This window comes from Bacillus cereus group sp. RP29 (assembly GCF_040459765.1).
GTDB classification, from domain to species: Bacteria; Bacillota; Bacilli; order Bacillales; family Bacillaceae_G; genus Bacillus_A; species Bacillus_A paranthracis.
Genome location: NZ_JARVHN010000001.1, coordinates 1,155,282 through 1,180,220 on the forward strand (window position 1 = coordinate 1,155,282; position 24,939 = coordinate 1,180,220).

A 24,939-nucleotide genomic window follows, 5' to 3' on the forward strand; every position below is an offset into this window, starting at 1 on the left:
ATGTCAACTGTTGCGTTCCATACGTTAGGTTGTAAAGTAAACCACTATGAAACAGAAGCCATTTGGCAATTGTTTAAACAAGGTGGATATGAAAGAACTGAATATGAAAAGAAAGCTGATGTATATGTTATCAATACATGTACAGTAACAAATACGGGAGATAAGAAAAGTCGTCAAGTTATTAGACGTGCTGTTCGTCAAAACCCAGATGCGGTTATTTGTGTAACGGGATGTTATGCACAAACATCTCCAGCGGAAATTATGGCGATTCCAGGTGTAGATATTGTAGTTGGTACACAAGATCGTGAAAAGATGTTAGGATACATCGAAGAATTCCGTAAAGAGCGTCAGCCAATTAATGCTGTCCGCAACATTATGAAAACACGTGTATACGAAGAACTGGATGTACCTTACTTCACGGATCGTACACGTGCATCTTTAAAAATACAAGAAGGTTGTAATAACTTCTGTACATTCTGTATTATTCCTTGGGCGCGTGGTTTAATGCGTTCTCGCGATGGGAAAGAAGTTATTAAACAAGCGCAGCAATTAGTAGATGCAGGCTATAAGGAAATCGTATTAACAGGTATTCATACAGGTGGATACGGTGAAGATATTAAAGATTATAACTTAGCTGGATTACTTCGTGATATGGAAGCGGAAGTAGACGGATTAAAACGTCTTCGTATTTCTTCTATTGAAGCGAGTCAGATTTCAGATGAAGTAATTGAAGTGTTAGATAAGTCTGAAGTAGTTGTACGTCATTTACACATTCCGTTGCAATCTGGATCTAATACTGTATTAAAGCGTATGCGTCGTAAATATACGATGGAATTTTTCCAGGAGCGCTTAGATCGTTTGAAAGAAGCGTTACCAGGTCTTGCGATTACATCAGACGTAATCGTTGGTTTCCCAGGTGAAACAGAAGAAGAATTCATGGAAACATACAATTTCATTAAAGAGAATCGCTTCTCTGAGTTGCACGTATTCCCGTACTCAAAACGTACAGGAACACCTGCAGCGCGTATGGAAGATCAAGTTCCTGAAGATGTGAAGAATGATCGTGTTCACCGTTTAATTGAACTATCTAATCAATTAGCGAAAGAGTATGCATCACAGTTTGAAGGAGAAGTACTTGAAATTATTCCAGAAGAACAATTTAAAGAGGGCGACCGTGAAGGCCTATATGTAGGTTATACAGATAACTACTTGAAAATTGTATTTGAAGGATCAGAAGAATTAATCGGTAAATTAGTGAAAGTAAAAATCACAAAAGCTGGTTATCCATATAACGAAGCGCAATTTGTTCGTGTCCTTGAAGATGATGTGAAAAAGGAATCAGCAAGCGCATAAAGTGAAACTTTAATGAGCGTGGGATTCATTCCCCGCTCATTATTAGCCCGCACCAATCGGGATAAAAAAGCATGCAAACGGAAACGATTTGCATGCTTTCTTTTTTAGTGGAGAAGTTAAGTACTGAAAATGTACGAAATGAGTAGTTTTTCCGTACGTTTCTGCATGAAAAAAGGTATAATGACAAAAATATAGTTGCCTTCAGGGGAAAAGATAACAGCTATCTGCATAGTTTTTGAAAAAGGAAGAGCATCTATTCTTCTTTTATTCTGTCAAATAGTTGACCTGAAGTGATAAAATGTATTATAATCGTAAAAGACATGCTGAAGAAGTGTTTCTTTTTGCATGCTGGAGTTAGTATGTAAGTGTGATGTTTCGGAGGGAGGGAAAGAGAATGTCAAAAACAGTCGTTCGTAAAAACGAGTCTTTGGAGGATGCACTTCGCCGTTTTAAAAGATCGGTTTCTAAAACTGGTACACTTGCTGAAGCAAGAAAGCGCGAGTTTTATGAAAAACCAAGTGTAAAACGTAAGAAGAAATCTGAAGCGGCAAGAAAGCGTAAATTCTAAGAGAGGGTGTAAGTTATGAGTCTTCTCGGTCGTTTAAACGATGATATGAAACAAGCGATGAAGAATAAACAAAAAGAAAAATTAACCGTCATTCGTATGGTTAAGGCTGCTTTACAAAATGAAGGTATTAAACTACAGCATACTCTTACTGAAGAAGAGGAACTAACAGTTTTAGCTCGTGAAGTAAAACAGCATAAGGACTCCCTCCTTGAATTTAAAAAAGCTGGTCGTGAAGACCTTGTTAATAAACTGCAAAGTGAAATTCAGATTTTAAGCGCATATTTGCCGGAGCAATTAACGGAAGAAGAGCTAGTTGATATAATCAAGCAAGTTATTTCTGAAGTTGGTGCGACGTCTAAAGCAGATATGGGTAAGGTGATGACTGCTGTTATGCCGAAAGTAAAAGGTAAAACAGATGGATCGCTTGTGAATAAGCTGGTTATCCAGCTATTAGCATAAAAAAACGTCTCATTTCGTATGAGACGTTTTTTTATGCTTTTTTCAGTTTGGACGTGATATTACAAGCTCTTTTTTCATACATATGGGATGAGAGGGGGTCTTTTGGGATGAAAAAATTAGAACAAATGAAGAATTGGTTAACGAAGCAAATAGACCTACCAGTGGATGTGCTAATGGATCTACCTCGGATCACGCTTGTTGGGCAAGTGCATATCTATATAGAAAATCATCGAGGTTTATTAGTGTTTTCAGATAAAGAAGTAAGATTGTTGTTAAAACATGGTCAGTTATTGATTAAGGGGCAGTCCTTTGTTATTAAAACAATCCTTCCGGAAGAACTTTTGCTTGAAGGGATAATTGAGCAAGTGACGTTTTTAGAAGACGAACAGAAAGAGAAGTAAGGGAAACTTCCGTATGTGAAGTTTTTCTTCTTTATTCTAATGATTTGTCCCTACTATTTAAGTTTATCCCGCTTTAATGGGCAGTAAGCCCCCGCCTCAAAATTCAGCGAAAGCAAAGAAGTTAGGTGGGGGTCGGGCTATCCATTAAAGTCCAATTGGTGAGGGCTGATTAAAGTCTCACTTTATCCCGCTATTTATGGAAAATAAAACTCTTTATTTCATTTTCGTACGAGCTATTTTGCTAATTAAAGTGAAAAGTAGTGTGTCTACTTTTGGAAAGGTAGTGAAGGTAGTAGATGAAAAATAAATGGTTTATAAAGTGGCTTGGATATGTGAAGGTACGAATTGAAGGTAGAGGAGCGGAGCGGTTTGTTAACGAATGTGTGCGTAGAAAATTATTAGTTTGGGACGTTAAGAAAATCGCCGATGAAACGTTAGTCTTTTGTATGCTATTACGAGATGTGAAAAAAATAAAGCCGATTTATAGAAAAAATGAGTGTAAACTATATTTTATTGGGCGTTACGGTTTTCCATTTTGGAATAAGCGCTTAATTAAAAATAGTGGATTCTTAATTGGTTTTTTAATTTTCTTCTTTGGTATGATTGCATTATCGAATATGGTTTGGAAAATTGAAATTACAGGAGCGAAACCTGAAACAGAATATATATTGATGAAAGAATTGGACAAAATGGGTATTAAAAAAGGAAAATTACAATTCCAAATGCCTAGTGTAGAAGATGTACAACGTCATTTGACGGACAATATTAATGCGATTACTTGGGCAGGACTAGAAGTAAGGGGAACGACGTACCATTTTAAAATTGTTGAAAAAAATGAGCCGAAAAAAGAAAAAGAACAAAGGCCGCAAAATTTAGTGGCAAAAAAAGAAGCGATTGTTACAAAAACATTTGTTGAAGTTGGAAAACCAGTCGTTTTAAAAAATGATCATGTAGAAAAAGGGCAGCTTCTCGTATCAGGGATATACGGTAATGAGGAGAGTCCAACCATTGTTTCGGCGAAAGGTATTGTATATGGAGAAACGTGGTACACCTCTGAGGTGAATGTACCACTCAAGACGCAATTTCAAGTATATACTGGTAATACGTATAATGAGCATTACCTTACATTTGGGAGTACAAAAATAAAAATATGGGGATTTCAGCATGATAAGTATAAACGTTCTCGTACGGAAAGTGTAAAACATGATGTGAAATTATTTGGTTTTACACTGCCGATTGCATATGAAAAAGATGTAGTGCGAGAAGAGGAAGAGGCGAACCGAGAATATACAGAAAAACAGGCAATGAAAGTAGCGAAAGAAATGGCCGAAAAAGAACTAAAGAAAAAATTGGATGAACATGCTATGATTGTAAGTGATAAGATTTTGAGTAAAGAGGTTGAGGCGGATCAACTAAAAGTCACTTTGCATTATACTGTGATTGAAAATATTGCAGAGCCACAACCAATATCCGAATCCGATATTCAAGGAGACTGAGTAATGGCAGAACAATTAGTAGAAATGAACCAACAATTGGAAAATACTAACGAAGCAATCGCTCTTTTTGGAGTCAATGATGCTCATTTGAAAGTAATTGAACGGGAACTGAATGTATCAATCGTAACTAGAGGTGAAACTGTTCATGCATCTGGAGCAGTTGAAACTGTGACACTCGTAGAAAAAATCTTACAACAACTACTTGTTGTTATTCGAAAAGGTGTGTCAATTACAGAAAGAGATGTTGCGTATGCAATTCAGCTCGCACAACAAGGGAAAATTGCTCAATTTGAAGAGTTATATGAAGAAGAAATCTTTAAAACGGCAAAAGGTAAATCCATTCGTGTAAAAACGATGGGACAAAGAAGATATATTCATGCAATGAAGAAAAATGATATTGTATTTGGAATAGGACCTGCCGGGACTGGGAAAACATACTTAGCTGTAGTAATGGCTGTAAGAGCTTTAAAGCAAGGGTATGTAAAGAAAATCATTTTAACGAGACCGGCTGTAGAAGCTGGAGAAAGTTTAGGATTTTTACCAGGTGATTTGAAAGAGAAGGTAGATCCGTACTTACGTCCATTGTATGATGCTCTGCACGATATTCTTGGACAAGAATATACGCAGCGTATGATGGAGAGAGGTGTAATTGAAATCGCGCCTCTTGCTTATATGAGAGGACGTACGCTCGATGATTCATTTGTTATTTTAGATGAAGCGCAAAATACAACGGGTGCACAAATAAAAATGTTTTTAACTAGATTAGGTTTTAGTTCTAAAATGGTTATTACGGGGGACCCTTCACAAGTAGACTTACCAAAGGGGGTAAAATCAGGGCTTACGCTAGCCGCTAACATTTTATCTGGTGTATCAGGTCTTTCATTCATTACGTTAGAACAAACGGACGTTGTAAGGCATCCACTGGTACAACGTATTATTGAGGCATATGATAAAATGGAATGATCCTATTTGTCAGGATCATTTCTTTTTGTATTAAGGTTGGCGAACGGCATATTTTTTACTATCATAAAAGATAAGAGAAATAAACTATAGGTACTGGTGTATAAAAATGTTACCTAAAAGTATCGTTGGCTAGAAGAAATGAAAGCTATAAATAGTTTCACTTTATTTCTAGAGAGGAGAAGGTATTGAAATCATGTTAAGATCTCAAGAAATTTCTAAGTGGTTTCGTAATTTACAACATTCGAAAAAACTAAGTTGGATTTCTTACGTTTTATTAGGAGCAGTGCTGTTTTTCGCACTTATGAATAATGTGAAACCAGAGCAATTAGATGTTGATATGTATTCTATTGCGAAAAAAACAATTCATTCTCCTATTAAAATTGAAGATAAGGTTATAACGGAAAGAAAAAAACAAGAGGCCGCTCAAAAAGTCGGGGATCAATATACATATAGAAGTGAATATAAACAAAATAGAGTAGATATTGTAAATGATGTTTTTGCTAAGGTGAATGAAGTAATTCAGGAGATGAAAGCTGCTGGACCTGAAGAGCAAAAAAAGATGACCGATGCGAATAAATTAGAAAAGTTGAAGAAGAAGTTGCCATCTAATTTAACGAAGGAATTATCGGATGAGAATTTATTATACTTTATTAATGCAGAACCGGATCAATTAGAATTAGCAAAGAATGCGGCTTTAACGTCTGTTAGCGTTATCATGGGTGGAAATATTAAAATGTCCGAAGAAATGGCAGCGAAAGAGCGATTTGTTAATGAAATGAAAAGCCTGAATGTGAATAGCGGATTGAAAGAAGCTGTGAATGCGCTAGGATCATATGCGATTACAGCAAATTATTTCTATGACCCGGCTGTAACGAAAGAGAAGAAGAAAGCAGAAGAAGATTTAGTTCCACCTGTTTATATTCTTCAAGGACAAGTTATTGTTAGAGAAGGTGAAACAATTTCAAGTGATATGTATAATCAGTTGAAATTAGTCGGTTTATTAGAAAAAGGTAATAGTTTTCAGCCTTATGTTGGATTAGCGGTGCTCATTGGTGTGTTACTATACTTTATGCATAAACAGTTTGAAGTATTTTTACAGCGGAAAAGAGAAGACAAACCGTACATTTTAGCGTATATTACAATTTTGTCTATCACGATTGTTTTAATGAAAATTATTAGTTTGTTTCAAAAGCTTGAATATGCAGGAATTGCGTATGTTGTCCCAGTTGCGATGGGAACGATACTTGTAAAACTAATGATTGGCGATCGATTTGTATTTTTAACAAGTATGATTTTTTCTGTGTGCGGAAGTATTATGTTTAATGAAGGAGTAACAAGTACACTAAATTATAGTGTAGGCATTTATGTGTTATTAAGTTCATTATCAGTGAGCATTTTCTTAAGAGAAAAAAATCGTCGTACGATGATTTTACAAGCTGGTATACTCGTTTCAATCTTAAATGTAGTCGTCTTGGCGGCGTTATTATTATTACGTAATGGGAATTTTTCGCCTCTTGAAATTGGTACCCAATTATTAATGGCTTCCCTTTCAGGAATTATCTCATCCGTTTTGGCTATGGGGATATTACCATATTTAGAAAGTGGACTTGGAATTGTATCAAGTATGAAGCTTATGGAATTATCAAGTCCGAATCATCCGCTGTTGCGTAGAATTTTATTAGAAGCGCCAGGGACATATCACCATAGTGTAATGGTAGCGAATCTTTCTGAGGCGGCTTGTGAAGCAGTTGGAGCAAATGGTGTATTAGCGCGTGTAGGGGCTTACTATCATGATGTAGGAAAAACAGTACAACCACAATTCTTTATTGAAAACCAGATGGGAATTGAAAATCCGCATGATAAATTAGATCCTGTGACGAGTAAAGATATTATCATTGCTCATGTAACCGATGGAGTAAAGATGCTTGAAGAATACCATATTCCGCAAGAAATTATCGATATTGCTGGACAACACCATGGTACAACGCTCCTGAAATATTTTTATTATAAGGCGATTAAAGAAGATAAAGAAAAATATACAGAAGAGATGTTCCGTTATCCGGGATCAAAAGCAACTTCTAAAGAATCGGCAATCGTTGGTATTGCGGATAGTGTTGAGGCAGCGGTACGTTCTATGAATCACCCAACGCCAGATCAAATTAATAATTTAGTACAAAGTATTATTAAAGATCGCCTGCAGGATGGGCAATTTAGTGAATGTGATTTGACATTTAAGGAACTACAAATCGTTGGAAAAACGTTATGTGAAACGTTAAATGGTATTTTCCATTCGCGTATTACATATCCGGAACCACCGGAAGATAAGGAGAAAGAATGAGTTTATTAATTGATTTCATTGATGAAACAGAAGAAGTGAAAGAAGAGTATGTGAATTTAATTCGTGAGATATTAGGAAAAGCAGCTCAAATGGAAAAAATAGAGGATGGTGCAGAGTTATCAGTAACATTTGTAGATAACGAACGCATTCGCGAGATTAATCGTGATTACCGAGATAAGGATCAGCCTACTGATGTCATTTCTTTTGCTATGGAAGAAATGGGAGAAGGAGAAATGGAAATTGTAGGTGTAGAGATGCCGCGTATGTTAGGTGATCTTATTATTTCTATTCCGAGAGCGAAAGAACAAGCTGAAGAGTATGGACATTCTTTTGATCGTGAACTTGGCTTTTTAGCGTTACATGGCTTTTTACATTTACTTGGTTATGACCACATGACAGAAGAGGATGAAAAAGAAATGTTCGGAAGACAAAAAGAAATTTTAGAAGCATTTGGATTAGGACGATGAAAAAAGGAAAACTTATAGATAGTTTTGGGTATGCTATAGTCGGTATATTCTTTTGTCTTCGTCATGAACGAAATATGAAAATTCATTATTTAGCCGCAGTTGTTGTTATATGCTGCGGCTTTTATTTCCATATTACAAAAGTAGAATGGATGGTATTACTTATTGTAATAGGAATTGTAATGAGTTTAGAGATGGTAAATACGGCTGTGGAAAAAACAGTAGATTTAGCGACTACCGATATACATCCGTTTGCGAAAGTCGCAAAGGATGTCGCGGCGGGAGCGGTTTTATTGTTTGCGATAATAGCCGTTATAATTGGTGCTATTATCTTTTTACCGTATGTGGTATAGTTGCATTCCAAAGCTTTTCTTAAGCTTTGAAGGTGCCGTAAAGGCCTTTAATAAGAGAGTGTATCTATTCACAGCTGTGAACAGGAAGGATGCGGGAATATGAATGGTCAACAATTAATTCAAGAAGCAATCGAAGCGCGTAAACAAGCGTACGTACCATATTCTAAATTTCAAGTAGGTGCAGCATTATTAACGCAGGATGGAAAAGTATATCGTGGATGTAATGTTGAGAATGCTTCATATGGCTTATGTAACTGTGCAGAAAGAACAGCTTTATTTAAGGCGGTTTCTGAAGGAGATAAAGAGTTTGTAGCTATCGCAATTGTGGCGGATACGAAGCGTCCAGTACCTCCTTGTGGAGCATGTCGACAAGTTATGGTAGAATTATGTAAACAGGATACGAAAGTATACCTATCAAATTTACATGGTGACGTTCAAGAGACAACAGTCGGGGAATTGTTACCAGGAGCATTTTTAGCGGAGGATTTACATGAATAGAAAAGGTTATAAATCAGGTTTTGTCTCTATTATTGGCAGACCGAATGTTGGGAAATCTACATTTTTAAATCGTATTATTGGTCAAAAAATTGCTATTATGAGTGACAAGCCACAAACAACTCGTAATAAAATTCAAGGTGTATATACAGAAAATGATTCACAAGTAATTTTTATTGATACACCAGGAATACATAAACCGAAACATAAACTAGGCGACTTCATGGTGAAGATGGCGCAAACGACATTAAAAGAAGTTGATATCGTTCTATTTATGGTGAATGCTGTTGAAGGCTTTGGTCGTGGTGAAGAATTCATCATCGAGAAGTTAAAAGAAACGAAACAACCAGTATTTTTAGTTATTAATAAAATTGACCAAGTTCACCCAGAACAATTATTAGAGCTAATTGATCAATATCGCAAATTACATGACTTTGCAGAAATCGTACCAATTTCTGCATTAGACGGTAATAACGTAGAGGCCCTAATTGGTACAATTAAAAAGTATTTACCGGAAGGACCACAATACTACCCAGATAATCAAGTAACGGATCATCCGGAGAGATTTATTATTGCAGAGCTTATTCGTGAGAAAGTACTACATTTAACACGTGAAGAAGTGCCGCATTCTGTAGCTGTTGTTATCGATGCAATTCAAAAACGTGAGGGCGGGGCAGTTTATATTAATGCAACGATTGTTGTGGAACGTCCGTCGCAAAAAGGGATTATTATCGGAAAACAAGGGAAGATGTTAAAAGAAGTCGGTAAGCGAGCTCGTTTTGATATTGAAGCATTACTTGGTTCTAAAGTATTTTTAGAAGTATGGGTAAAAGTGCAAAAAGATTGGCGTAATAAAATGTCTCAGCTTCGTGACCTTGGTTTCCGCGAAGACGAGTATTAAAATAGAGTAAAGCTGTAATCAGCGGATGTTTTGTTCATCCGCTGATTATTGGTTTTTACGAGTTTTGATAAATTAGGAAAAATTTTTCTCACATGAAAATGGACAAAATGGGTCAATTTAATAACAACAAAGGAAATTGGTTTATAGGCTACGCTTATTGAGAAAGGTGGATTCTTATGCTAGATTTTACCTGGAAGTTTTTCTCCAAAACAGGAAGCATTGAGACGTATTTGCTTTTGAAAGAAATGGAAAAAGACGTAAACGATGAGATGGATCAACATGAAGAGGAGCTAGCGCATCTAGACTCTCCAATTTCTTGACCCGTTTTGTTCAAACCTTGGATGGTGACGAACATGTTTCAAAAAGTTGAGGGCATCGTTATCCGTACGACAGATTACGGAGAAACGAACAAGATTGTTACAATATTCTCAAGAGAATTGGGTAAGGTAAGTGCAATGGCAAGAGGAGCGAAAAAACCGAAAAGCCGGTTAGCATCTGTTTCGCAACTTATGACACATGGTCATTTTCTTATTCAAATGGGATCTGGACTTGGAACTTTGCAACAAGGCGAGATTATTTCAACTATGAAAGAAATTCGCGAGGATATATTTTTAACTGCTTATGCATCATTTATTGTTGAGTTAACTGATAAAGCAACAGAAGATAAAAAACATAATCCATATTTATTTGAAATGTTATATCAAACGTTGCATTATATGTGTGAGGGTGTTGATCCAGAAGTATTATCATTAATTTATCAAACGAAAATGCTTCCGGTATTAGGGATGCGCCCGTACTTTGATACATGTGCGATTTGTCATCAAGAAACAGATTTTGTCGCCTTCTCTGTTAGGGAGGGCGGTTTTCTGTGCTCACGTCATGCTGAGCAAGATCAGTATCGTATACCAGTGGGGGAAGCCGTTCATAAATTATTACGTCTTTTCTACCACTTCGATTTACATAGACTTGGCAATGTATCAGTGAAGGATAGCACAAAAAAACAAATGCGTTTAGTATTGAATACATATTATGATGAATATTGCGGGATTTATTTGAAATCAAGACGTTTCTTAGAACAACTTGATAAGTTTCAAATATAATTTGGGGCCGTATACGGTCCTTTTTACATCCTTTCTTTTTCGAATAGCATATTTAGTATATAATATTTAAGAGATAGTATAACTTTTTTCGTTGTGCATTAAAGGTGGTGATTATCATAGAGCTGAATAAACGGCAAGAACATATCATTCAGATTGTAAAAGATCACGGTCCTATTACAGGGGAGTCAATTGCTGCGCAATTGGGATTAACACGTGCAACGCTAAGACCAGACTTAGCAATTTTAACGATGGCTGGTTATTTAGAAGCACGTCCACGCGTAGGTTATTTTTATACGGGTAAAACTGGGGGGCAGTTATTATCTGAAGCTGTTAAGAAAATTAAAGTACAAGATTATCAATCTAGACCGGTTGTAATTGATAAAAATGTATCGGTATACGATGCGATTTGTACTATGTTTTTAGAGGATGTAGGTACATTATTCGTTGTAGATCAATCGACTCTATTAGTAGGCGTTGTATCTCGTAAAGATTTATTACGAGCTAGCTTAGGGAAGCAGGATTTAACCTCACTTCCGGTTAATATTATCATGACAAGGATGCCAAACATTGCGATGTGTCGTAGAGAAGATTCTTTATATGATATTGCGATGGAATTAATAGAAAGACAGATTGATGCGATGCCAGTTGTAAAAGATACGAAACAAGGTTTAGAAGTGGTTGGACGAATTACAAAAACAAATATTACACGTGCGTTTGTAAACTTAGTAAATAACGAATAAGTGTAATTTGTTTAAAGTGAGGTAATGTAATGGATAATAAAATCGTATATGTCGTATCTGACTCTGTAGGAGAAACGGCTGATTTGGTTGTTCGAGCAGCAATGGGGCAATTCCCATTTGCTCCTGATATTAGACGTGTGCCGTATGTAGAAGATACAGGGACATTAAAAGAAGTGATTTCGATTGCTAAGAGCAATCAAGCACTTATTTGTTTTACGTTAGTAAAGCCTGACATGCGCCAATATTTAGTGACAGAGGCTGCAAAAGAAGGTGTAGAGGCATATGATATTATTGGTCCTCTAATCGATCAAATTGAAGAAATTACCGGGCAAGTGCCTAGATATGAGCCTGGTGTTGTTCGTAGGTTAGATGAAGAATACTTTAAAAAGATTGAAGCGATTGAGTTTGCTGTGAAGTATGATGATGGTAGAGATGCACGGGGTATTTTAAAAGCAGATATCGTGTTAATTGGGATTTCGCGCACATCAAAAACACCACTTTCTCAATATTTAGCTCATAACAAACGTTTGAAAGTTGCCAACGTACCACTAGTACCAGAAGTAGATCCGCCTGAAGAATTATATCAAGTGGCTAAAGAAAAATGCTTTGGTTTGAAAATTACGCCAGAGAAGTTAAATCATATTCGAAAAGAGCGATTGAAATCACTTGGACTAAGTGATGGAGCAACATATGCCAATATTAATCGTATTAAAGAAGAGATTGATCACTTTGAGAATGTAGTTAGTAAAATAAATTGTCAAGTAATTGATGTATCGAACAAAGCGATTGAAGAAACAGCTAACATTATTGTGAATGCAGTGCAAAACCAAAAAATGTTTTAGCACATTTACCAAAGGTGAATGTGCTTTTTTCGCTCGTGAGAAACACAGTGCCTGCTGATTTCGTAATAGATGATAGCGAAGTGGTTATGCTTATATTTTTCGGTCTTTTTATTATGCTAAAGGTAGGGTTTCGCTATCCTGAAATAGAAGATGAAAAAATAAAGGGATATGTAGCGTAGTTGAAGAAAATATATTATAATAAAAAATTGTGATAAAAACCTATATTTTACGTTTAGACTTTAATTTTTCAGAATAAACTAGGGATAGGATTTAAGAAATGACATGTAATTACGTTAAATCGACAAAATCTATACAAGAAAACGCACATTATGGAAGGATTCGCAGAAGGGATGTAGAATACAGAAATATGCAAAACATCAATATGGTATGAGTTGATGCAGATGCATATACTGTGAAGGCTGACAATTGTGCGAGCTGGAACGAAATTTCATGTCAAAATTTTGTTTGTCACATCGTATGCTCATCGTTTAAGGAAGCAGCGAGGGAATTTGGATCTATGTAGATGCTGAATAAGCAAAAGTTGATTTCTTTATATGTATCAACATGCAAAAAACAGATCTCGTGATCACATAGGATATGATGCTTGCTAGTCTTCTTATGAAAAAGTGCATATGTATTGTCTCCATGAGGTACATTTGTAATAGATGAGCAAATGGATACAATTTTATATAGTAGGTACGTATCTGCGAAGTTACGCAGAAAAGGGTCTGCAAAATCGCTTGATAACGTGATCGACAACATTTTCTAATAAGTTTAGAAAAAATATTGTCGAATTATAAAGGAATTTTTTAATTTATATCGAATACAAAATACGACACGGAGATGGAGTTATGGGGAACAGAATTCCTGAAGAAGTTGTTGAACAAATTCGGACATCATCCGATATTGTCGAAGTGATTGGTGAATACGTTCAACTTAGAAAACAGGGACGTAACTATTTTGGCCTTTGTCCGTTTCATGGTGAGAATTCTCCTTCATTCTCTGTTTCATCTGACAAGCAAATTTTTCATTGCTTCGGATGTGGAGAAGGTGGAAATGTATTTTCCTTTCTAATGAAAATGGAAGGACTGGCTTTTACCGAAGCTGTTCAAAAGCTAGGTGAAAGAAATGGAATTGCGGTTGCAGAGTATACATCAGGGCAAGGACAACAAGAAGACATATCTGATGACACTGTCATCATGCAACAGGCTCATGAACTTTTGAAAAAGTATTATCATCATTTATTAGTAAATACAGAAGAAGGAAATGAAGCACTTTCGTATTTGTTAAAACGTGGTATTACAAAAGAGATGATTGAGAAGTTTGAAATTGGTTATGCGTCACCTGCTTGGGATGCAGCAACGAAAATCTTACAAAAAAGAGGTTTATCGCTATCAAGTATGGAACAAGCTGGTCTTCTCATAAGAAGCGAGAAGGATGGTAGTCATTATGATCGCTTCCGTGGAAGAGTTATGTTTCCAATCTATACGTTACAAGGTAAAGTGATAGCGTTTAGTGGAAGGGCATTAGGAGATGACACTCCGAAATATTTAAATAGCCCAGAAACACCAATTTTTCACAAAAGTAAATTGTTGTATAACTTCCACCAAGCGAGGCCGTTTATTAGAAAACGTGGGCAAGTGGTCCTTTTTGAAGGGTATGCTGACGTACTAGCTGCGGTAAAAAGTGGTGTGGAAGAAGCTGTTGCGACAATGGGAACAGCTTTAACTGAAGAACAAGCAAAACTTCTGCGACGTAACGTTGAAACTGTTGTTCTTTGCTATGATGGTGATAAAGCAGGGCGAGAAGCGACGATGAAAGCAGGGCAATTATTGTTGCAAGTTGGTTGCCAAGTGAAAGTTACATCCTTGCCAGATAAGCTTGATCCTGATGAATATGTGCAACAATATGGGACAACTGCTTTTGAAAATCTTGTGAAATCAAGTATAAGTTTTGTTGGTTTTAAAATAAATTATTTGCGTTTAGGGAAAAATTTGCAAGATGAGTCGGGCAAAGAAGAGTATGTGAAAAGTGTTTTAAAAGAGTTATCGTTGTTACAGGATGCGATGCAGGCAGAATCATATTTGAAGTCATTATCGCAAGAATTTTCGTATTCAATGGAAACACTTTTGAATCAATTGCACCAATATCGCAAAGAACAAAAGGTACAGCAAAAACAAGTAAAGCAGGTTTCTAAGCCGTCTCAAATTGTTCAAACAAAACCGAAGTTAACAGGTTTTGAAAGGGCAGAAAGAGAAATTATTTACCATATGTTGCAAAGTCCAGAAGTGGCCGTTCGTATGGAATCCCACATAGAAGATTTTCATACAGAAGAACATAAAGGGATTTTATATGAACTATACGCATATTATGAAAAGGGAAATGAACCTTCAGTCGGAACATTTTTAAGTTGGCTCTCTGATGAAAAGTTGAAAAATATTATTACTGATATTTCGACGGATGAATTTATTAATCCAGAATACACAGAAGAAGTGTTACAAGGCCATTTGGAGACGCTTAGACGTCATCAAGAAAAACTTGAAAAGATGGAAATCATCTTCAAGATAAAACAAATGGAAAAAACAGATCCTGTAGAGGCTGCTAAATATTATGTAGCATATTTACAAAATCAAAAAGCGAGAAAATAGCTTTTTTGATAAATTTTTAGTATAATGAATGTTTGTATCTCGCGTAAGGAGGGGAACAGATGGCTGACAAACCAGCTCGTTCTAAACAAATTGAAACTGAAATGACCCTTGAGCAAGTGAAAGAACAACTCACTGAGCTCGGAAAAAAACGTGGCGTTCTTACATATGAAGAGATTGCAGAACGCATGAATGGATTTGAAATTGAATCCGATCAAATGGATGAATACTATGAATATTTAGGTGAACAAGGGATTGACTTAGTTGGCGACAATGACAACGACGAAGGCCCTAATAATCGCCAAATAGCAAAATCGGAAGAAGAATTCGACCTCAATGATTTAAGTGTACCACCAGGGGTTAAAATCAACGATCCTGTTCGTATGTATTTAAAAGAAATTGGTCGTGTAGATTTACTATCTGCAGAAGAAGAAATTCGACTTGCAACGCGTATTGAAGAAGGCGATGAAGAAGCGAAACGTCGTCTTGCAGAAGCAAACTTACGTCTTGTAGTAAGTATTGCAAAGCGCTACGTGGGCCGTGGTATGCTTTTCTTAGACTTAATCCAAGAAGGGAATATGGGTCTAATTAAAGCGGTTGAAAAGTTCGATTATCGTAAAGGTTTCAAATTTAGTACGTATGCAACTTGGTGGATTCGCCAAGCAATTACACGTGCGATTGCAGACCAAGCAAGAACAATTCGTATCCCAGTTCATATGGTTGAAACGATTAATAAGTTAATTCGTGTACAACGTCAATTATTACAAGATTTAGGACGTGAACCATCTCCTGAAGAGATTGGTGAAGAAATGGATCTTGCTCCAGAAAAAGTACGTGAAATCTTGAAAATTGCACAGGAGCCAGTTTCTCTTGAAACACCGATTGGTGAAGAAGATGACTCCCATTTAGGTGATTTCATTGAAGACCAAGAAGCAACATCGCCTGCGGACCATGCAGCGTATGAATTGCTAAAAGAACAATTAGAAGATGTGTTAGATACACTAACAGATCGTGAAGAAAATGTTCTACGTCTTCGTTTTGGTTTAGATGATGGACGAACTCGTACGCTTGAAGAAGTTGGGAAAGTATTCGGCGTAACGAGAGAACGTATCCGTCAAATTGAAGCAAAAGCACTTCGTAAATTGAGACATCCAAGCCGTAGTAAGCGTCTTAAGGATTTCTTAGAATAGGCTACCTTTAAGTTTACTTCACTTTTGTGAAGTAAACTTTTTTATTTTGTTAATTTTTGTTAAACTTTAGCTGTCAGCAACGATTACAATTTCTTGTAATTTATTTTACAGAATTGTCTTTTGATTTGCAAATGCTCATTTTTCGATTTTTCGATTAATTTTGTTTATTCTATACAAAAATATATGTAGAAAAGTGAAAAATATGATGAGAAACGTTAATAATTATCGAAATAATAAGCGATATAACAATAAAAAACAATAAACTGAATTTATGGAATATTTTTAACGATTAGTAGTTTACTCTTTTCTGATAGAGCGTTTTCAAGTACAATGGAAATGACTGAATCATCTAACTATTTAGGGGTATAGAGGGGGGAGAAGAGATATGAAACGTAATCCGCTGATTCCGTTCGCTCTTATTGCAGCATTGGGTATTATCGTTATGTTTGTATTTTCATTTCAGGGGCTAAATAAATCTAAAGAGTTAGCTGATGCAAAAAATGGCGGGAAGCCAGCACAAACAGCATCCAAGCCAGAGGATATTGTGAAGCAAAGCTGTACGAGCTGCCACGGTGATCAGTTACAAGGGGCGGTAGGACCTAATTTACAAAAAATTGGTGGGAAACTTTCAAAGGATGAAATTAAAGAAATTCTTTCGAAAGGAAAAGGAAATATGCCACCGAATATAGTTCCAGCTGATCAAGCCGCTAAAGTAGCTGATTGGTTATCGAAGAAAAAATAAAGTTCCGTATGACAAGCCTTTTGCTTAAGCAAAAGGCTTGTTTTTCTATATTTTCTAAAATACGATGAATGATAGAGAAGTGAATTGTTGTTATAGGCTTGCAACAACTACTATAAATTCATTATCATGGAGACAGACTGACAAGAGAAGGAGTAATGGAAATACATGAATGAAGTAAAGCTTTCAAAACGATTAGAAGAAGTTGTGCGTGAAATACCAGTAGGATCTACAGTTGCCGATATTGGATCGGATCATGCGTATTTACCGTGTTATACAATTATAAATAATATTGCTACTAAAGCAGTTGCTGGAGAGGTTGTAGATGGACCATTTCGCTCTGCGCAGGCAACTGTAGCTGAAAGTGGCTTACAAGATAAAGTAGATGTGCGTAAAGGGAATGGATTAGCTGTTATCGCGCCAGGAGAAGTAGATGTAATTACGGTTGCCGGAATGGGCGGAGCGTTAATTCGTGATATTTTAGAAAGTGGTAAAGAAAAATTAGAAGGTGTAACACGTTTAATCTTACAGCCGAATATTGCAGCGCATCACATTCGTGAATGGTTTATTGCGAATGGATGGGAGCTTATCCATGAAAAAATCGTAAAAGAAGATGGGAAAATTTACGAGATTTTAGTAGGGGAGCGAGGAAATATCACGGTTCCTTACTCTGAAAATAAACAGGCTGAATTATTTATGGGACCATTTTTAATGAAAGAAAAAAGTGAAGCTTTCGTTGAAAAGTGGGAAGGAGAATTAAAAAACTTCCAAAATATTTTAAAGCAGTTAGAACGTGCGGCTGATTCTGAAGAAACAAAAGCGAAGCGTGCGGAAGTAGAAGCGAAAATGAAAATGATAGGGGAGGTTTTATCATGAGTAAAATTCCAAATGGCCATGAAATTATTTCGTTATTTGAAAGTATGTATCCGAAGCATTTGGCGATGGAAGGAGATAAGATTGGCTTGCAGATTGGAGCGCTTAATAAACCCGTGCAGCACGTATTAATTGCGTTAGATGTAACGGAAGAAGTTGTGGATGAAGCAATTCAATTAGGAGCGAATGTCATTATTGCGCATCATCCTTTAATTTTTAACCCGCTAAAAGCGATTCATACAGATAAGGCATATGGGAAAATTATTGAAAAGTGTATTAAAAATGATATTGCAATCTATGCCGCACATACAAATGTGGATGTTGCTAAGGGCGGGGTAAATGATTTACTTGCTGAGGCGTTAGGATTGCAAAATACAGAAGTTTTGGCACCGACATATGCAGAAGAAATGAAAAAAATTGTTGTGTTTGTGCCTGAAACTCATGCAGAAGAAGTACGAAAAGCATTAGGAGACGCAGGTGCTGGTCATATCGGCAATTATAGTCACTGTACGTTTAATAGCGAGGGTACAGGTACGTTTGTACCTCAAGAGGGGACAAATCCTTATATCGGGGAAACTGGACAGTTAGAGCGCGTAGAAGAAGTGCGGATCGAAACGATTATTCCAGCTTCATTACAACGAAAAGTGATTAAAGCAATGGTAACAGCACATCCATATGAAGAAGTAGCCTATGATGTGTATCCACTTGATAACAAAGGTGAAACGTTAGGGCTTGGAAAAATAGGGTATTTACAAGAAGAAATGACACTTGGACAGTTTGCGGAACATGTAAAGCAATCGTTAGATGTAAAGGGTGCGCGAGTTGTTGGGAAATTAGATGATAAAGTGCGCAAAGTAGCTGTACTTGGTGGCGATGGTAACAAATACATCAATCAAGCTAAATTTAAAGGTGCGGATGTATATGTAACAGGTGACATGTATTATCATGTTGCCCATGATGCGATGATGCTCGGTTTAAATATCGTCGACCCAGGACATAACGTTGAAAAGGTAATGAAGCAAGGTGTACAAAAGCAATTACAAGAAAAAGCAGATGCAAAGAAACTGAATGTACATATTCATGCTTCGCAGTTACATACAGATCCATTTACATTTGTATAAGAAAAATAAAAAACCGTTGCTCATATAGGCAACGGTTTTTATTATTGTTCTTTTTTCACTTTTACACGAGGTAATATTTTTTGTAACGGTACTTTTCGAACTCTTTCCCATGTAGCAGGATTCATTGGGTCATATTGCTCTAAGAAAGCGATAACCTCTTTTGTAATTGGTGTTGGAGTAGAAGCGCCTGCTGTAACAGCTACGTTCTCGACACCTTGTAGCCATTCTAATTTGATTTCACTTACGTCCGCAACGCGGTATGCTTTCGTACCAGCGATTTCTTGCGATACTTGTGCTAAACGGTTTGAGTTATTACTTTTCGGGTCACCAACAACAATTGTTAAGTCTGCAACATCAGCTTGTTTGGCAACCGCTTCTTGGCGAACTTGAGTTGCTAAACAAATTTCCTTATGGAACTCTGCTGTTGGGAATTTCTTCTGAATGTCCTCCATTAAATGTTGAACATCCCATTGACTCATCGTTGTTTGATTTGTAACTAAAATTTTATCCGTTGGAATTTCTAATGTTTTTAAATCATCGGCTCTTTCGATAAGATGAACGATGTCAGGTGCGATACCAACTGCGCCTTCTGGTTCTGGATGATTTTTTTTGCCAATATAAATGACATGGTAACCTTCAGCTTTCTTTGCTTCAATAAGGTCATGTGTTTTTGTAACATCTGGGCAAGTGGCATCGATTGTTGTTAAACCTTTTTCTTTTGCACGTTGTTTAACTTCTGGAGAAACACCGTGTGCAGTGAAAATAACAGTACCAGAATCGATTTTATCTAAAATGTCTAATCGACTTGGACCATCTAGTGTGATGATGCCATCTTCTTCGAACGCATCTGTTACATGTTTGTTGTGAACAATCATACCTAAAATATAAATAGGTCTTGGTAATGATGTATCTAATGCGGCGTTACGTGCAATAACCATCGCGTCCACAACACCGTAGCAATAACCACGAGGGGAAATTTTAACAATTTTCATACGAGTAATCCTCTCCTTCTAAACAAGGGATACTTTTGTGCATAGTCTTTTACATTATAAAGGAGGAGTGGATAGAAAACAAAGGATTGTTACACATATAGTTTTGGTTTTGTTGCTATTTTTTGAACAGGCTCCTCTCGTACTTCTTTTTCTATGACTGGCTCAATCACCATTTTTTTTCTTTTTCTTTTTTTGGATGGAGGATGTGGAGTTGCTACCTCAACCTTTTCTGTTACGTCTTCAGTTTGATCTTCGGTTGGATTTTCTTCCGTACTTTTTCCAGAGGTTAGAATTTTAACAATGCTTGGTAGGTTACGCATAATGGGACCGTACTGTTCGACGACAGGGCTTACAGATTGAACGACTTGTGATACTTTTTCGATATTATTTATCATATTAGTTGGATTCGAAATTAAATTCGAAAAAAAACTACCGATGCCGCTACTTGATGTGTCTGTAGTTGCTGCACCGCCGCGCGTGTCGTTTGATTCATACATTTGAGGAGGGATCATTTGCTCGGGATGCTGCTGCATGTATGGTTGATATTGCTGTTGATATTGTTGCGGGTATTGTTGCTGATATTGCTGTCGATATTGAGGTGGCGGTTGCTGGTGCATCATTGGCGGTCCTTCCATTTGTCGATAAGGCGGAACCATTTGCATGAAAGCTTCGGTTGGATCGTGTTTTTTAAAGAGTTTAGCAAGAAATCCTTTCTTTTTTTGTGCCATCGGTGGTAGTTGTGGAATTGGATATGGTGTATAAGGTTGCTGCCCTGGATTCGGATACATTTGCCTCATGGGGGATTTTGGAAACATGTGAGAAATCCTCCTTTCTTCAGTTAGGTATATACACATACAATATGCAATAAGAGGGAAGAAGGTTAGTTTTTGAAGTAAAAACCTAAACTAAAGATGGATTTTACTTGTAGATTTCGATATAATGTAGACTTGACTGATTTGTGCGCGCAGTAGAAATTTAGAAAGAAGGTGTAACTTATGACACAACAAACTTTTACACAGTATGATTTTAAACCATTTTTAATAGATGCAGTTCGTGAACTACGCTTTACAGAGCCGACAGGAATTCAACAGAAAATTTTCCCGGTCGTGAAAAAAGGTGTAAGTGTAATTGGACAATCCCAAACAGGTTCTGGGAAAACACATGCATACTTACTTCCTACATTGAACAGAATTAACCCAGGTCGTGAAGAAGTACAACTTGTTATTACAGCGCCTACTCGTGAGTTAGCACAACAAATTTACGAAGAAATCGTGAAATTAACAAAGTTCTGTGCGGAAGATCAAATGATTACAGCACGTTGTTTAATTGGTGGAACTGATAAACAACGATCAATTGAAAAGTTGAAAAAACAACCTCATATTGTAGTTGGAACACCAGGACGTATTAAAGACTTAGTAGAAGAACAAGCACTGTTTGTTCATAAAGCAAATACAATTATTGTCGATGAAGCAGACTTAATGCTTGATATGGGATTCATTCATGATGTAGATAAGATTGCAGCACGCATGCCTAAAAACTTGCAAATGTTAGTTTTCTCTGCAACAATTCCTCAAAAACTAAAACCGTTTCTGAAGAAATACATGGAGAATCCAGAGCATATTCATATCAATCCAAAACAAGTTGCGGCTGGAAATATCGAGCATTATTTAGTGCCTTCTAAACATCGTAACAAAATTGATTTAGTGAAAAGAATGTTGCTACAATTTAAGCCGTATTTAGCAGTTGTTTTCACGAATACGAAGAAAATGGCAGATCAAGTTGCTGACGGATTAACGGAACGCGGCTTAAAAGTTGGACGAATTCACGGAGATTTATCACCTCGTGATCGTAAAAAAATGATGAAACAAATTCGTGACCTTGAATTCCAATATATTGTTGCAACTGATTTAGCAGCTCGTGGTATTGATATTGAAGGAATTAGTCATGTTATTAACTACGAACTTCCATCAGATTTAGATTTCTTCGTTCACCGAGTGGGAAGAACAGCACGTGCAGGCTATTCAGGTATTGCAGTGACGATTTATGATCCAGCAAACGAAGAAGCGTTAGATAGTTTAGAAAAACAACGTCATATCGAGTTTAAACATGTAGATTTACGTGGAGATGAGTGGGCAGATTTAGGTGAACGTCGTCGTCGTAAGAGCCGTAAAAAACCGAATGATGAACTTGATGTTATGGCAACGAAAGTTGTTAAAAAACCGAAAAAAGTAAAACCAAACTATAAACGTAAACTTGCAACAGAACGTGACAAAGTGAAAAGAAAATATAGCAATAAAAAAAGATAAGGGATTTCCCTTATCTTTTTTTATCCAGCTATTTGTGAGAGCCGTAATCAATATGGATAGAAAATATTGATTAAAGTTTCGCTTCATCTAGATAATGTAAATGAAGAGTATAGTCTGTTTAAATAGTCGTATAAATTTATGTAGTGCGTTTTTTGTGAACAAACAATTCACTACATATTTCTACAAATTATGCTATCATTATATCTATTGTATATTGAAGAGGTGATTGTATGTTAAAGATTGGATCTCATGTTTCTATGAGTGGTAAGAAAATGTTATTAGCAGCAAGTGAAGAGGCTGTTTCATACGGTGCAACGACGTTTATGATTTATACAGGTGCACCGCAAAATACGAGAAGAAAACCAATTGAAGAATTGAATATAGAAGCAGGAAGAAAACATATGGAACAAAACGGTATCGAAGAGATTATCGTACATGCGCCATATATTATTAATGTTGGAAATACGACGAAGCCAGAAACATTCCAATTAGGTGTAGATTTCCTTCGTATGGAAATTGAAAGAACATCAGCATTAGGTGTGGCAAAACAAATCGTTCTTCACCCAGGTGCGCACGTTGGTGCAGGGGCAGACGCTGGCATTCAACAAATTATTAAAGGACTGAATGAAGTATTAACGCCAGATCAGACGGTGAACATTGCGTTAGAAACGATGGCAGGAAAAGGAACAGAATGCGGCCGTAGCTTTGAAGAAATTGCAAAAATTATTGATGGTGTAACATATAATGAAAAACTATCGGTATGCTTTGACACGTGTCATACGCACGATGCAGGATATGACATTGTAAATGACTTTGACGGTGTATTAAACGAATTTGATAAGATTGTTGGTATCGATCGTTTACAAGTACTTCATATTAATGATAGTAAAAATGTACGCGGCGCAGGAAAGGACCGTCATGAAAATATCGGTTTCGGTCATATCGGTTATAAAGCATTGCATCATATTGTGCATCATCCGCAATTAATGCACGTACCAAAAATTCTGGAAACACCATATGTAGGTGAAGATAAAAAGGACAAGAAGCCGCCATATAAATTGGAAATCGAAATGCTGAAAAATGGTACTTTTGATGAAGGGCTTCTTGAGAAAATTAAAGCGCAATAAGCAATAAGGAGGGGAATATCCCCTCCTTATTTTAGTAGTTGTTGAAATAAAGTATTTACTTGTTGGGCAGTAGCGGGCGAGGTTACTTGAGCTATTTGTTTTAAGAGCGCTAGTCGTTCGTCATTATCGTAAATGTTAATATTCTTTCCTTTCATAAGTCCAACAATTTGATCAGCTTGTGCAGTCGTAATTGGAACATCATATTCTTTACTATATTTCAATAATTCCTTTGTAGAAATATGATTTAATTTTTTATTTACAAGTTGTTTAATGAGGTTCATCGAGTTATCCTCCTTCACACGTTCTTCTATCGAAATATATGAGTACGTAGCTTGTACATATTCATATAGAGCTTCTTTTTTCATGAGAAAAAGAAGCGTATGTTATAATATAAGGACAAAACTATAGAAAAAGAGTATAAGGGAGGACTTATGGAGCAGAAGCAACATCGAAAAGAAAGTGTTATCCATCTTATGTATCGTTTAGTTATGATTATTTTTGGAGCAGCATGCGCAGCGGTAGCGATTGAATTATTTTTAATGCCAAATAAAATTATTGATGGTGGAATTATTGGTATTTCTCTTATATTAGATTATCTTACTCCTAATATTTGGTGGTTAAGTTTCTCTACTTTAGTCGTTATTCTCAATATCCCATTTATGTATTCGGGTTATAAGCAAATTGGAAAAACGTTCATGTTATCTTCGGCGTTCGGTATTGTAGCTTTAGCGTTTATTGAATCAACGTTACATGCTGTTCCGCCATTTACAACAGAGCCAATTTTAGCGACAGTGTTTGGTGGTCTTATTTTAGGGCTTGGTGTAGGGCTTGTTATTCGTCATGGTGGATCAATGGACGGAACAGAAATTATGGGTATTTTATTAACGAAAAAATTACCTTTCTCCGTAGGCGAATTTGTAATGTTTGTGAACTTATTCATTTTTGCATGGGCAGCATTTGTATTTGGTGTGGAACAAGCGATGTATTCTGTTATGACGTACTACATTGCATTCAAAACAATTGATACAGTCATTCAAGGTTTAGATGAAACGAAAGCTGTTTTAATTGTATCAGATCAATATGAGGAAGTATCAAATGCGATTTTGCATCGTCTTGGTCGTGGAACTACAAAGCTTGTAGCGAAAGGCGGTTACACGGATAAAGAAAAAGAAGTTATTTATGCAGTGGTAACACGTCTAGAAGTGACAAAGTTAAAATCAATTGTGTATGAAATTGATGCGAATGCGTTTGTTACGATTATGAGTACACAAGAGACAAATGGTGGTAAGTTTAAATCGGCTATTCACTAAAAAATTAATTATAATATCTTTTGAAAGCAGAGAATTTTTCTCTGCTTTTTGTTATAATAGTAAGGTTTCTTGAAAAAGTAGATATATTTTAGGCAGATTGGTTTACAACTATAATAAGCTGTACTATAATTCAAATAGATATAAATCGGAATCATTCTGAATT

27 protein-coding genes are annotated in these 24,939 nt (G+C 36.4%); 24 read left to right on the forward strand and 3 right to left on the reverse strand.

The window, feature by feature from the left end; all coding sequences use genetic code 11:
- From mtaB to QCI47_RS06090, 21 genes are all read left to right on the forward strand, one after another.
- Complete coding sequence (mtaB, locus tag QCI47_RS05990) at positions 1 to 1,353, forward strand: tRNA (N(6)-L-threonylcarbamoyladenosine(37)-C(2))-methylthiotransferase MtaB (protein WP_000108677.1); 1,353 nt, start codon at positions 1 to 3, stop codon at positions 1,351 to 1,353.
- Positions 1,354 to 1,747: 394 nt separating this feature from the next.
- Entirely contained in the window at positions 1,748 to 1,921 is a 174-nt protein-coding gene (rpsU, locus tag QCI47_RS05995; protein ID WP_000048061.1) for a 30S ribosomal protein S21, read from the forward strand.
- Between the two features lie 15 nt (positions 1,922 to 1,936).
- Complete coding sequence (locus QCI47_RS06000) at positions 1,937 to 2,380, forward strand: GatB/YqeY domain-containing protein (protein ID WP_000054571.1); 444 nt, start codon at positions 1,937 to 1,939, stop codon at positions 2,378 to 2,380.
- Positions 2,381 to 2,487: 107 nt separating this feature from the next.
- On the forward strand, positions 2,488 to 2,781 hold the full coding sequence (gene yqfC / locus QCI47_RS06005; RefSeq protein WP_000732266.1) for a sporulation protein YqfC: 294 nt from the start codon (positions 2,488 to 2,490) through the stop codon (positions 2,779 to 2,781).
- Positions 2,782 to 3,077: 296 nt separating this feature from the next.
- A complete protein-coding gene (gene yqfD / locus QCI47_RS06010; RefSeq protein WP_000792485.1) occupies positions 3,078 to 4,277 on the forward strand; it encodes a sporulation protein YqfD in 1,200 nt (399 codons plus the stop codon).
- Between the two features lie 3 nt (positions 4,278 to 4,280).
- On the forward strand, positions 4,281 to 5,240 hold the full coding sequence (locus QCI47_RS06015; protein WP_000840516.1) for a PhoH family protein: 960 nt from the start codon (positions 4,281 to 4,283) through the stop codon (positions 5,238 to 5,240).
- A 193-nt stretch (positions 5,241 to 5,433) separates the two neighbouring features.
- Positions 5,434 to 7,578 (forward strand): HD family phosphohydrolase, encoded by a 2,145-nt coding sequence (locus QCI47_RS06020; RefSeq protein ID WP_000946450.1) that lies wholly within the window; start codon positions 5,434 to 5,436, stop codon positions 7,576 to 7,578.
- Positions 7,575 to 8,045, forward strand: a complete 471-nt coding sequence (gene ybeY, locus QCI47_RS06025) for an rRNA maturation RNase YbeY (RefSeq protein WP_000054692.1) — start codon at positions 7,575 to 7,577, stop codon at positions 8,043 to 8,045. The genes QCI47_RS06020 and ybeY overlap by 4 nt, the downstream gene beginning before the upstream one ends.
- On the forward strand, positions 8,042 to 8,395 hold the full coding sequence (locus tag QCI47_RS06030; RefSeq protein WP_000715482.1) for a diacylglycerol kinase family protein: 354 nt from the start codon (positions 8,042 to 8,044) through the stop codon (positions 8,393 to 8,395). Before ybeY ends, QCI47_RS06030 begins: the two co-directional genes overlap by 4 nt.
- 99 nt (positions 8,396 to 8,494) lie before the next feature.
- A complete protein-coding gene (locus QCI47_RS06035) occupies positions 8,495 to 8,893 on the forward strand; it encodes a cytidine deaminase (protein ID WP_001014347.1) in 399 nt (132 codons plus the stop codon).
- A complete protein-coding gene (era, locus tag QCI47_RS06040) occupies positions 8,886 to 9,791 on the forward strand; it encodes a GTPase Era (RefSeq protein WP_001080241.1) in 906 nt (301 codons plus the stop codon). Before QCI47_RS06035 ends, era begins: the two co-directional genes overlap by 8 nt.
- Positions 9,792 to 9,967: 176 nt before the next feature.
- A complete protein-coding gene (locus QCI47_RS06045; protein WP_000883924.1) occupies positions 9,968 to 10,111 on the forward strand; it encodes a YqzL family protein in 144 nt (47 codons plus the stop codon).
- 33 nt (positions 10,112 to 10,144) lie between these two features.
- Positions 10,145 to 10,891, forward strand: coding sequence for a DNA repair protein RecO (recO, locus tag QCI47_RS06050; RefSeq protein ID WP_000487010.1), 747 nt, complete (start codon positions 10,145 to 10,147; stop codon positions 10,889 to 10,891).
- Positions 10,892 to 10,998: 107 nt separating this feature from the next.
- Positions 10,999 to 11,631, forward strand: coding sequence for a transcriptional regulator CcpN (gene ccpN, locus QCI47_RS06055; protein ID WP_000583759.1), 633 nt, complete (start codon positions 10,999 to 11,001; stop codon positions 11,629 to 11,631).
- Positions 11,632 to 11,660: 29 nt separating this feature from the next.
- Positions 11,661 to 12,473: a pyruvate, water dikinase regulatory protein gene (locus tag QCI47_RS06060; RefSeq protein WP_000368943.1), complete on the forward strand. Its 813-nt coding sequence runs from the start codon at positions 11,661 to 11,663 to the stop codon at positions 12,471 to 12,473.
- Between the two features lie 35 nt (positions 12,474 to 12,508).
- Positions 12,509 to 12,652, forward strand: coding sequence for a hypothetical protein (locus tag QCI47_RS06065; RefSeq protein ID WP_154644226.1), 144 nt, complete (start codon positions 12,509 to 12,511; stop codon positions 12,650 to 12,652).
- Between the two features lie 672 nt (positions 12,653 to 13,324).
- Positions 13,325 to 15,121, forward strand: coding sequence for a DNA primase (dnaG, locus tag QCI47_RS06070; protein ID WP_000528216.1), 1,797 nt, complete (start codon positions 13,325 to 13,327; stop codon positions 15,119 to 15,121).
- A gap of 59 nt (positions 15,122 to 15,180) precedes the next feature.
- Entirely contained in the window at positions 15,181 to 16,308 is a 1,128-nt protein-coding gene (rpoD, locus tag QCI47_RS06075) for an RNA polymerase sigma factor RpoD (RefSeq protein WP_000764060.1), read from the forward strand.
- 385 nt (positions 16,309 to 16,693) lie between these two features.
- Entirely contained in the window at positions 16,694 to 17,050 is a 357-nt protein-coding gene (cccA, locus tag QCI47_RS06080; RefSeq protein WP_000828145.1) for a cytochrome c550, read from the forward strand.
- A gap of 165 nt (positions 17,051 to 17,215) precedes the next feature.
- A complete protein-coding gene (locus QCI47_RS06085; RefSeq protein ID WP_001006536.1) occupies positions 17,216 to 17,923 on the forward strand; it encodes a tRNA (adenine(22)-N(1))-methyltransferase in 708 nt (235 codons plus the stop codon).
- Positions 17,920 to 19,041 (forward strand): Nif3-like dinuclear metal center hexameric protein, encoded by a 1,122-nt coding sequence (locus tag QCI47_RS06090; RefSeq protein WP_000036211.1) that lies wholly within the window; start codon positions 17,920 to 17,922, stop codon positions 19,039 to 19,041. Before QCI47_RS06085 ends, QCI47_RS06090 begins: the two co-directional genes overlap by 4 nt.
- Before the next feature lie 41 nt (positions 19,042 to 19,082).
- On the opposite strand, the gene QCI47_RS06095 is transcribed toward QCI47_RS06090, so the two are convergent.
- Positions 19,083 to 20,033, reverse strand: coding sequence for a 4-hydroxy-3-methylbut-2-enyl diphosphate reductase (locus QCI47_RS06095; RefSeq protein ID WP_000706669.1), 951 nt, complete (start codon positions 20,031 to 20,033; stop codon positions 19,083 to 19,085).
- An 89-nt stretch (positions 20,034 to 20,122) separates the two neighbouring features.
- Positions 20,123 to 20,848 (reverse strand): VrrA/YqfQ family protein, encoded by a 726-nt coding sequence (vrrA, locus tag QCI47_RS06100; RefSeq protein WP_353811720.1) that lies wholly within the window; start codon positions 20,846 to 20,848, stop codon positions 20,123 to 20,125.
- A gap of 180 nt (positions 20,849 to 21,028) precedes the next feature.
- On the opposite strand from vrrA, the gene QCI47_RS06105 reads away from it, so the two are divergent.
- Both QCI47_RS06105 and QCI47_RS06110 read left to right on the forward strand, forming a co-directional pair.
- Complete coding sequence (locus tag QCI47_RS06105) at positions 21,029 to 22,339, forward strand: DEAD/DEAH box helicase (protein ID WP_000194027.1); 1,311 nt, start codon at positions 21,029 to 21,031, stop codon at positions 22,337 to 22,339.
- A gap of 230 nt (positions 22,340 to 22,569) precedes the next feature.
- Positions 22,570 to 23,466: a deoxyribonuclease IV gene (locus tag QCI47_RS06110; RefSeq protein WP_000912469.1), complete on the forward strand. Its 897-nt coding sequence runs from the start codon at positions 22,570 to 22,572 to the stop codon at positions 23,464 to 23,466.
- Between the two features lie 26 nt (positions 23,467 to 23,492).
- On the opposite strand, the gene QCI47_RS06115 is transcribed toward QCI47_RS06110, so the two are convergent.
- Entirely contained in the window at positions 23,493 to 23,747 is a 255-nt protein-coding gene (locus QCI47_RS06115; protein ID WP_001048963.1) for a DUF2624 domain-containing protein, read from the reverse strand.
- A gap of 150 nt (positions 23,748 to 23,897) precedes the next feature.
- Between QCI47_RS06115 and QCI47_RS06120 the strand changes: the two genes are divergently transcribed.
- Positions 23,898 to 24,776, forward strand: a complete 879-nt coding sequence (locus QCI47_RS06120) for a YitT family protein (protein ID WP_000435966.1) — start codon at positions 23,898 to 23,900, stop codon at positions 24,774 to 24,776.
- The last annotated feature ends 163 nt before the right edge of the window (positions 24,777 to 24,939 follow it).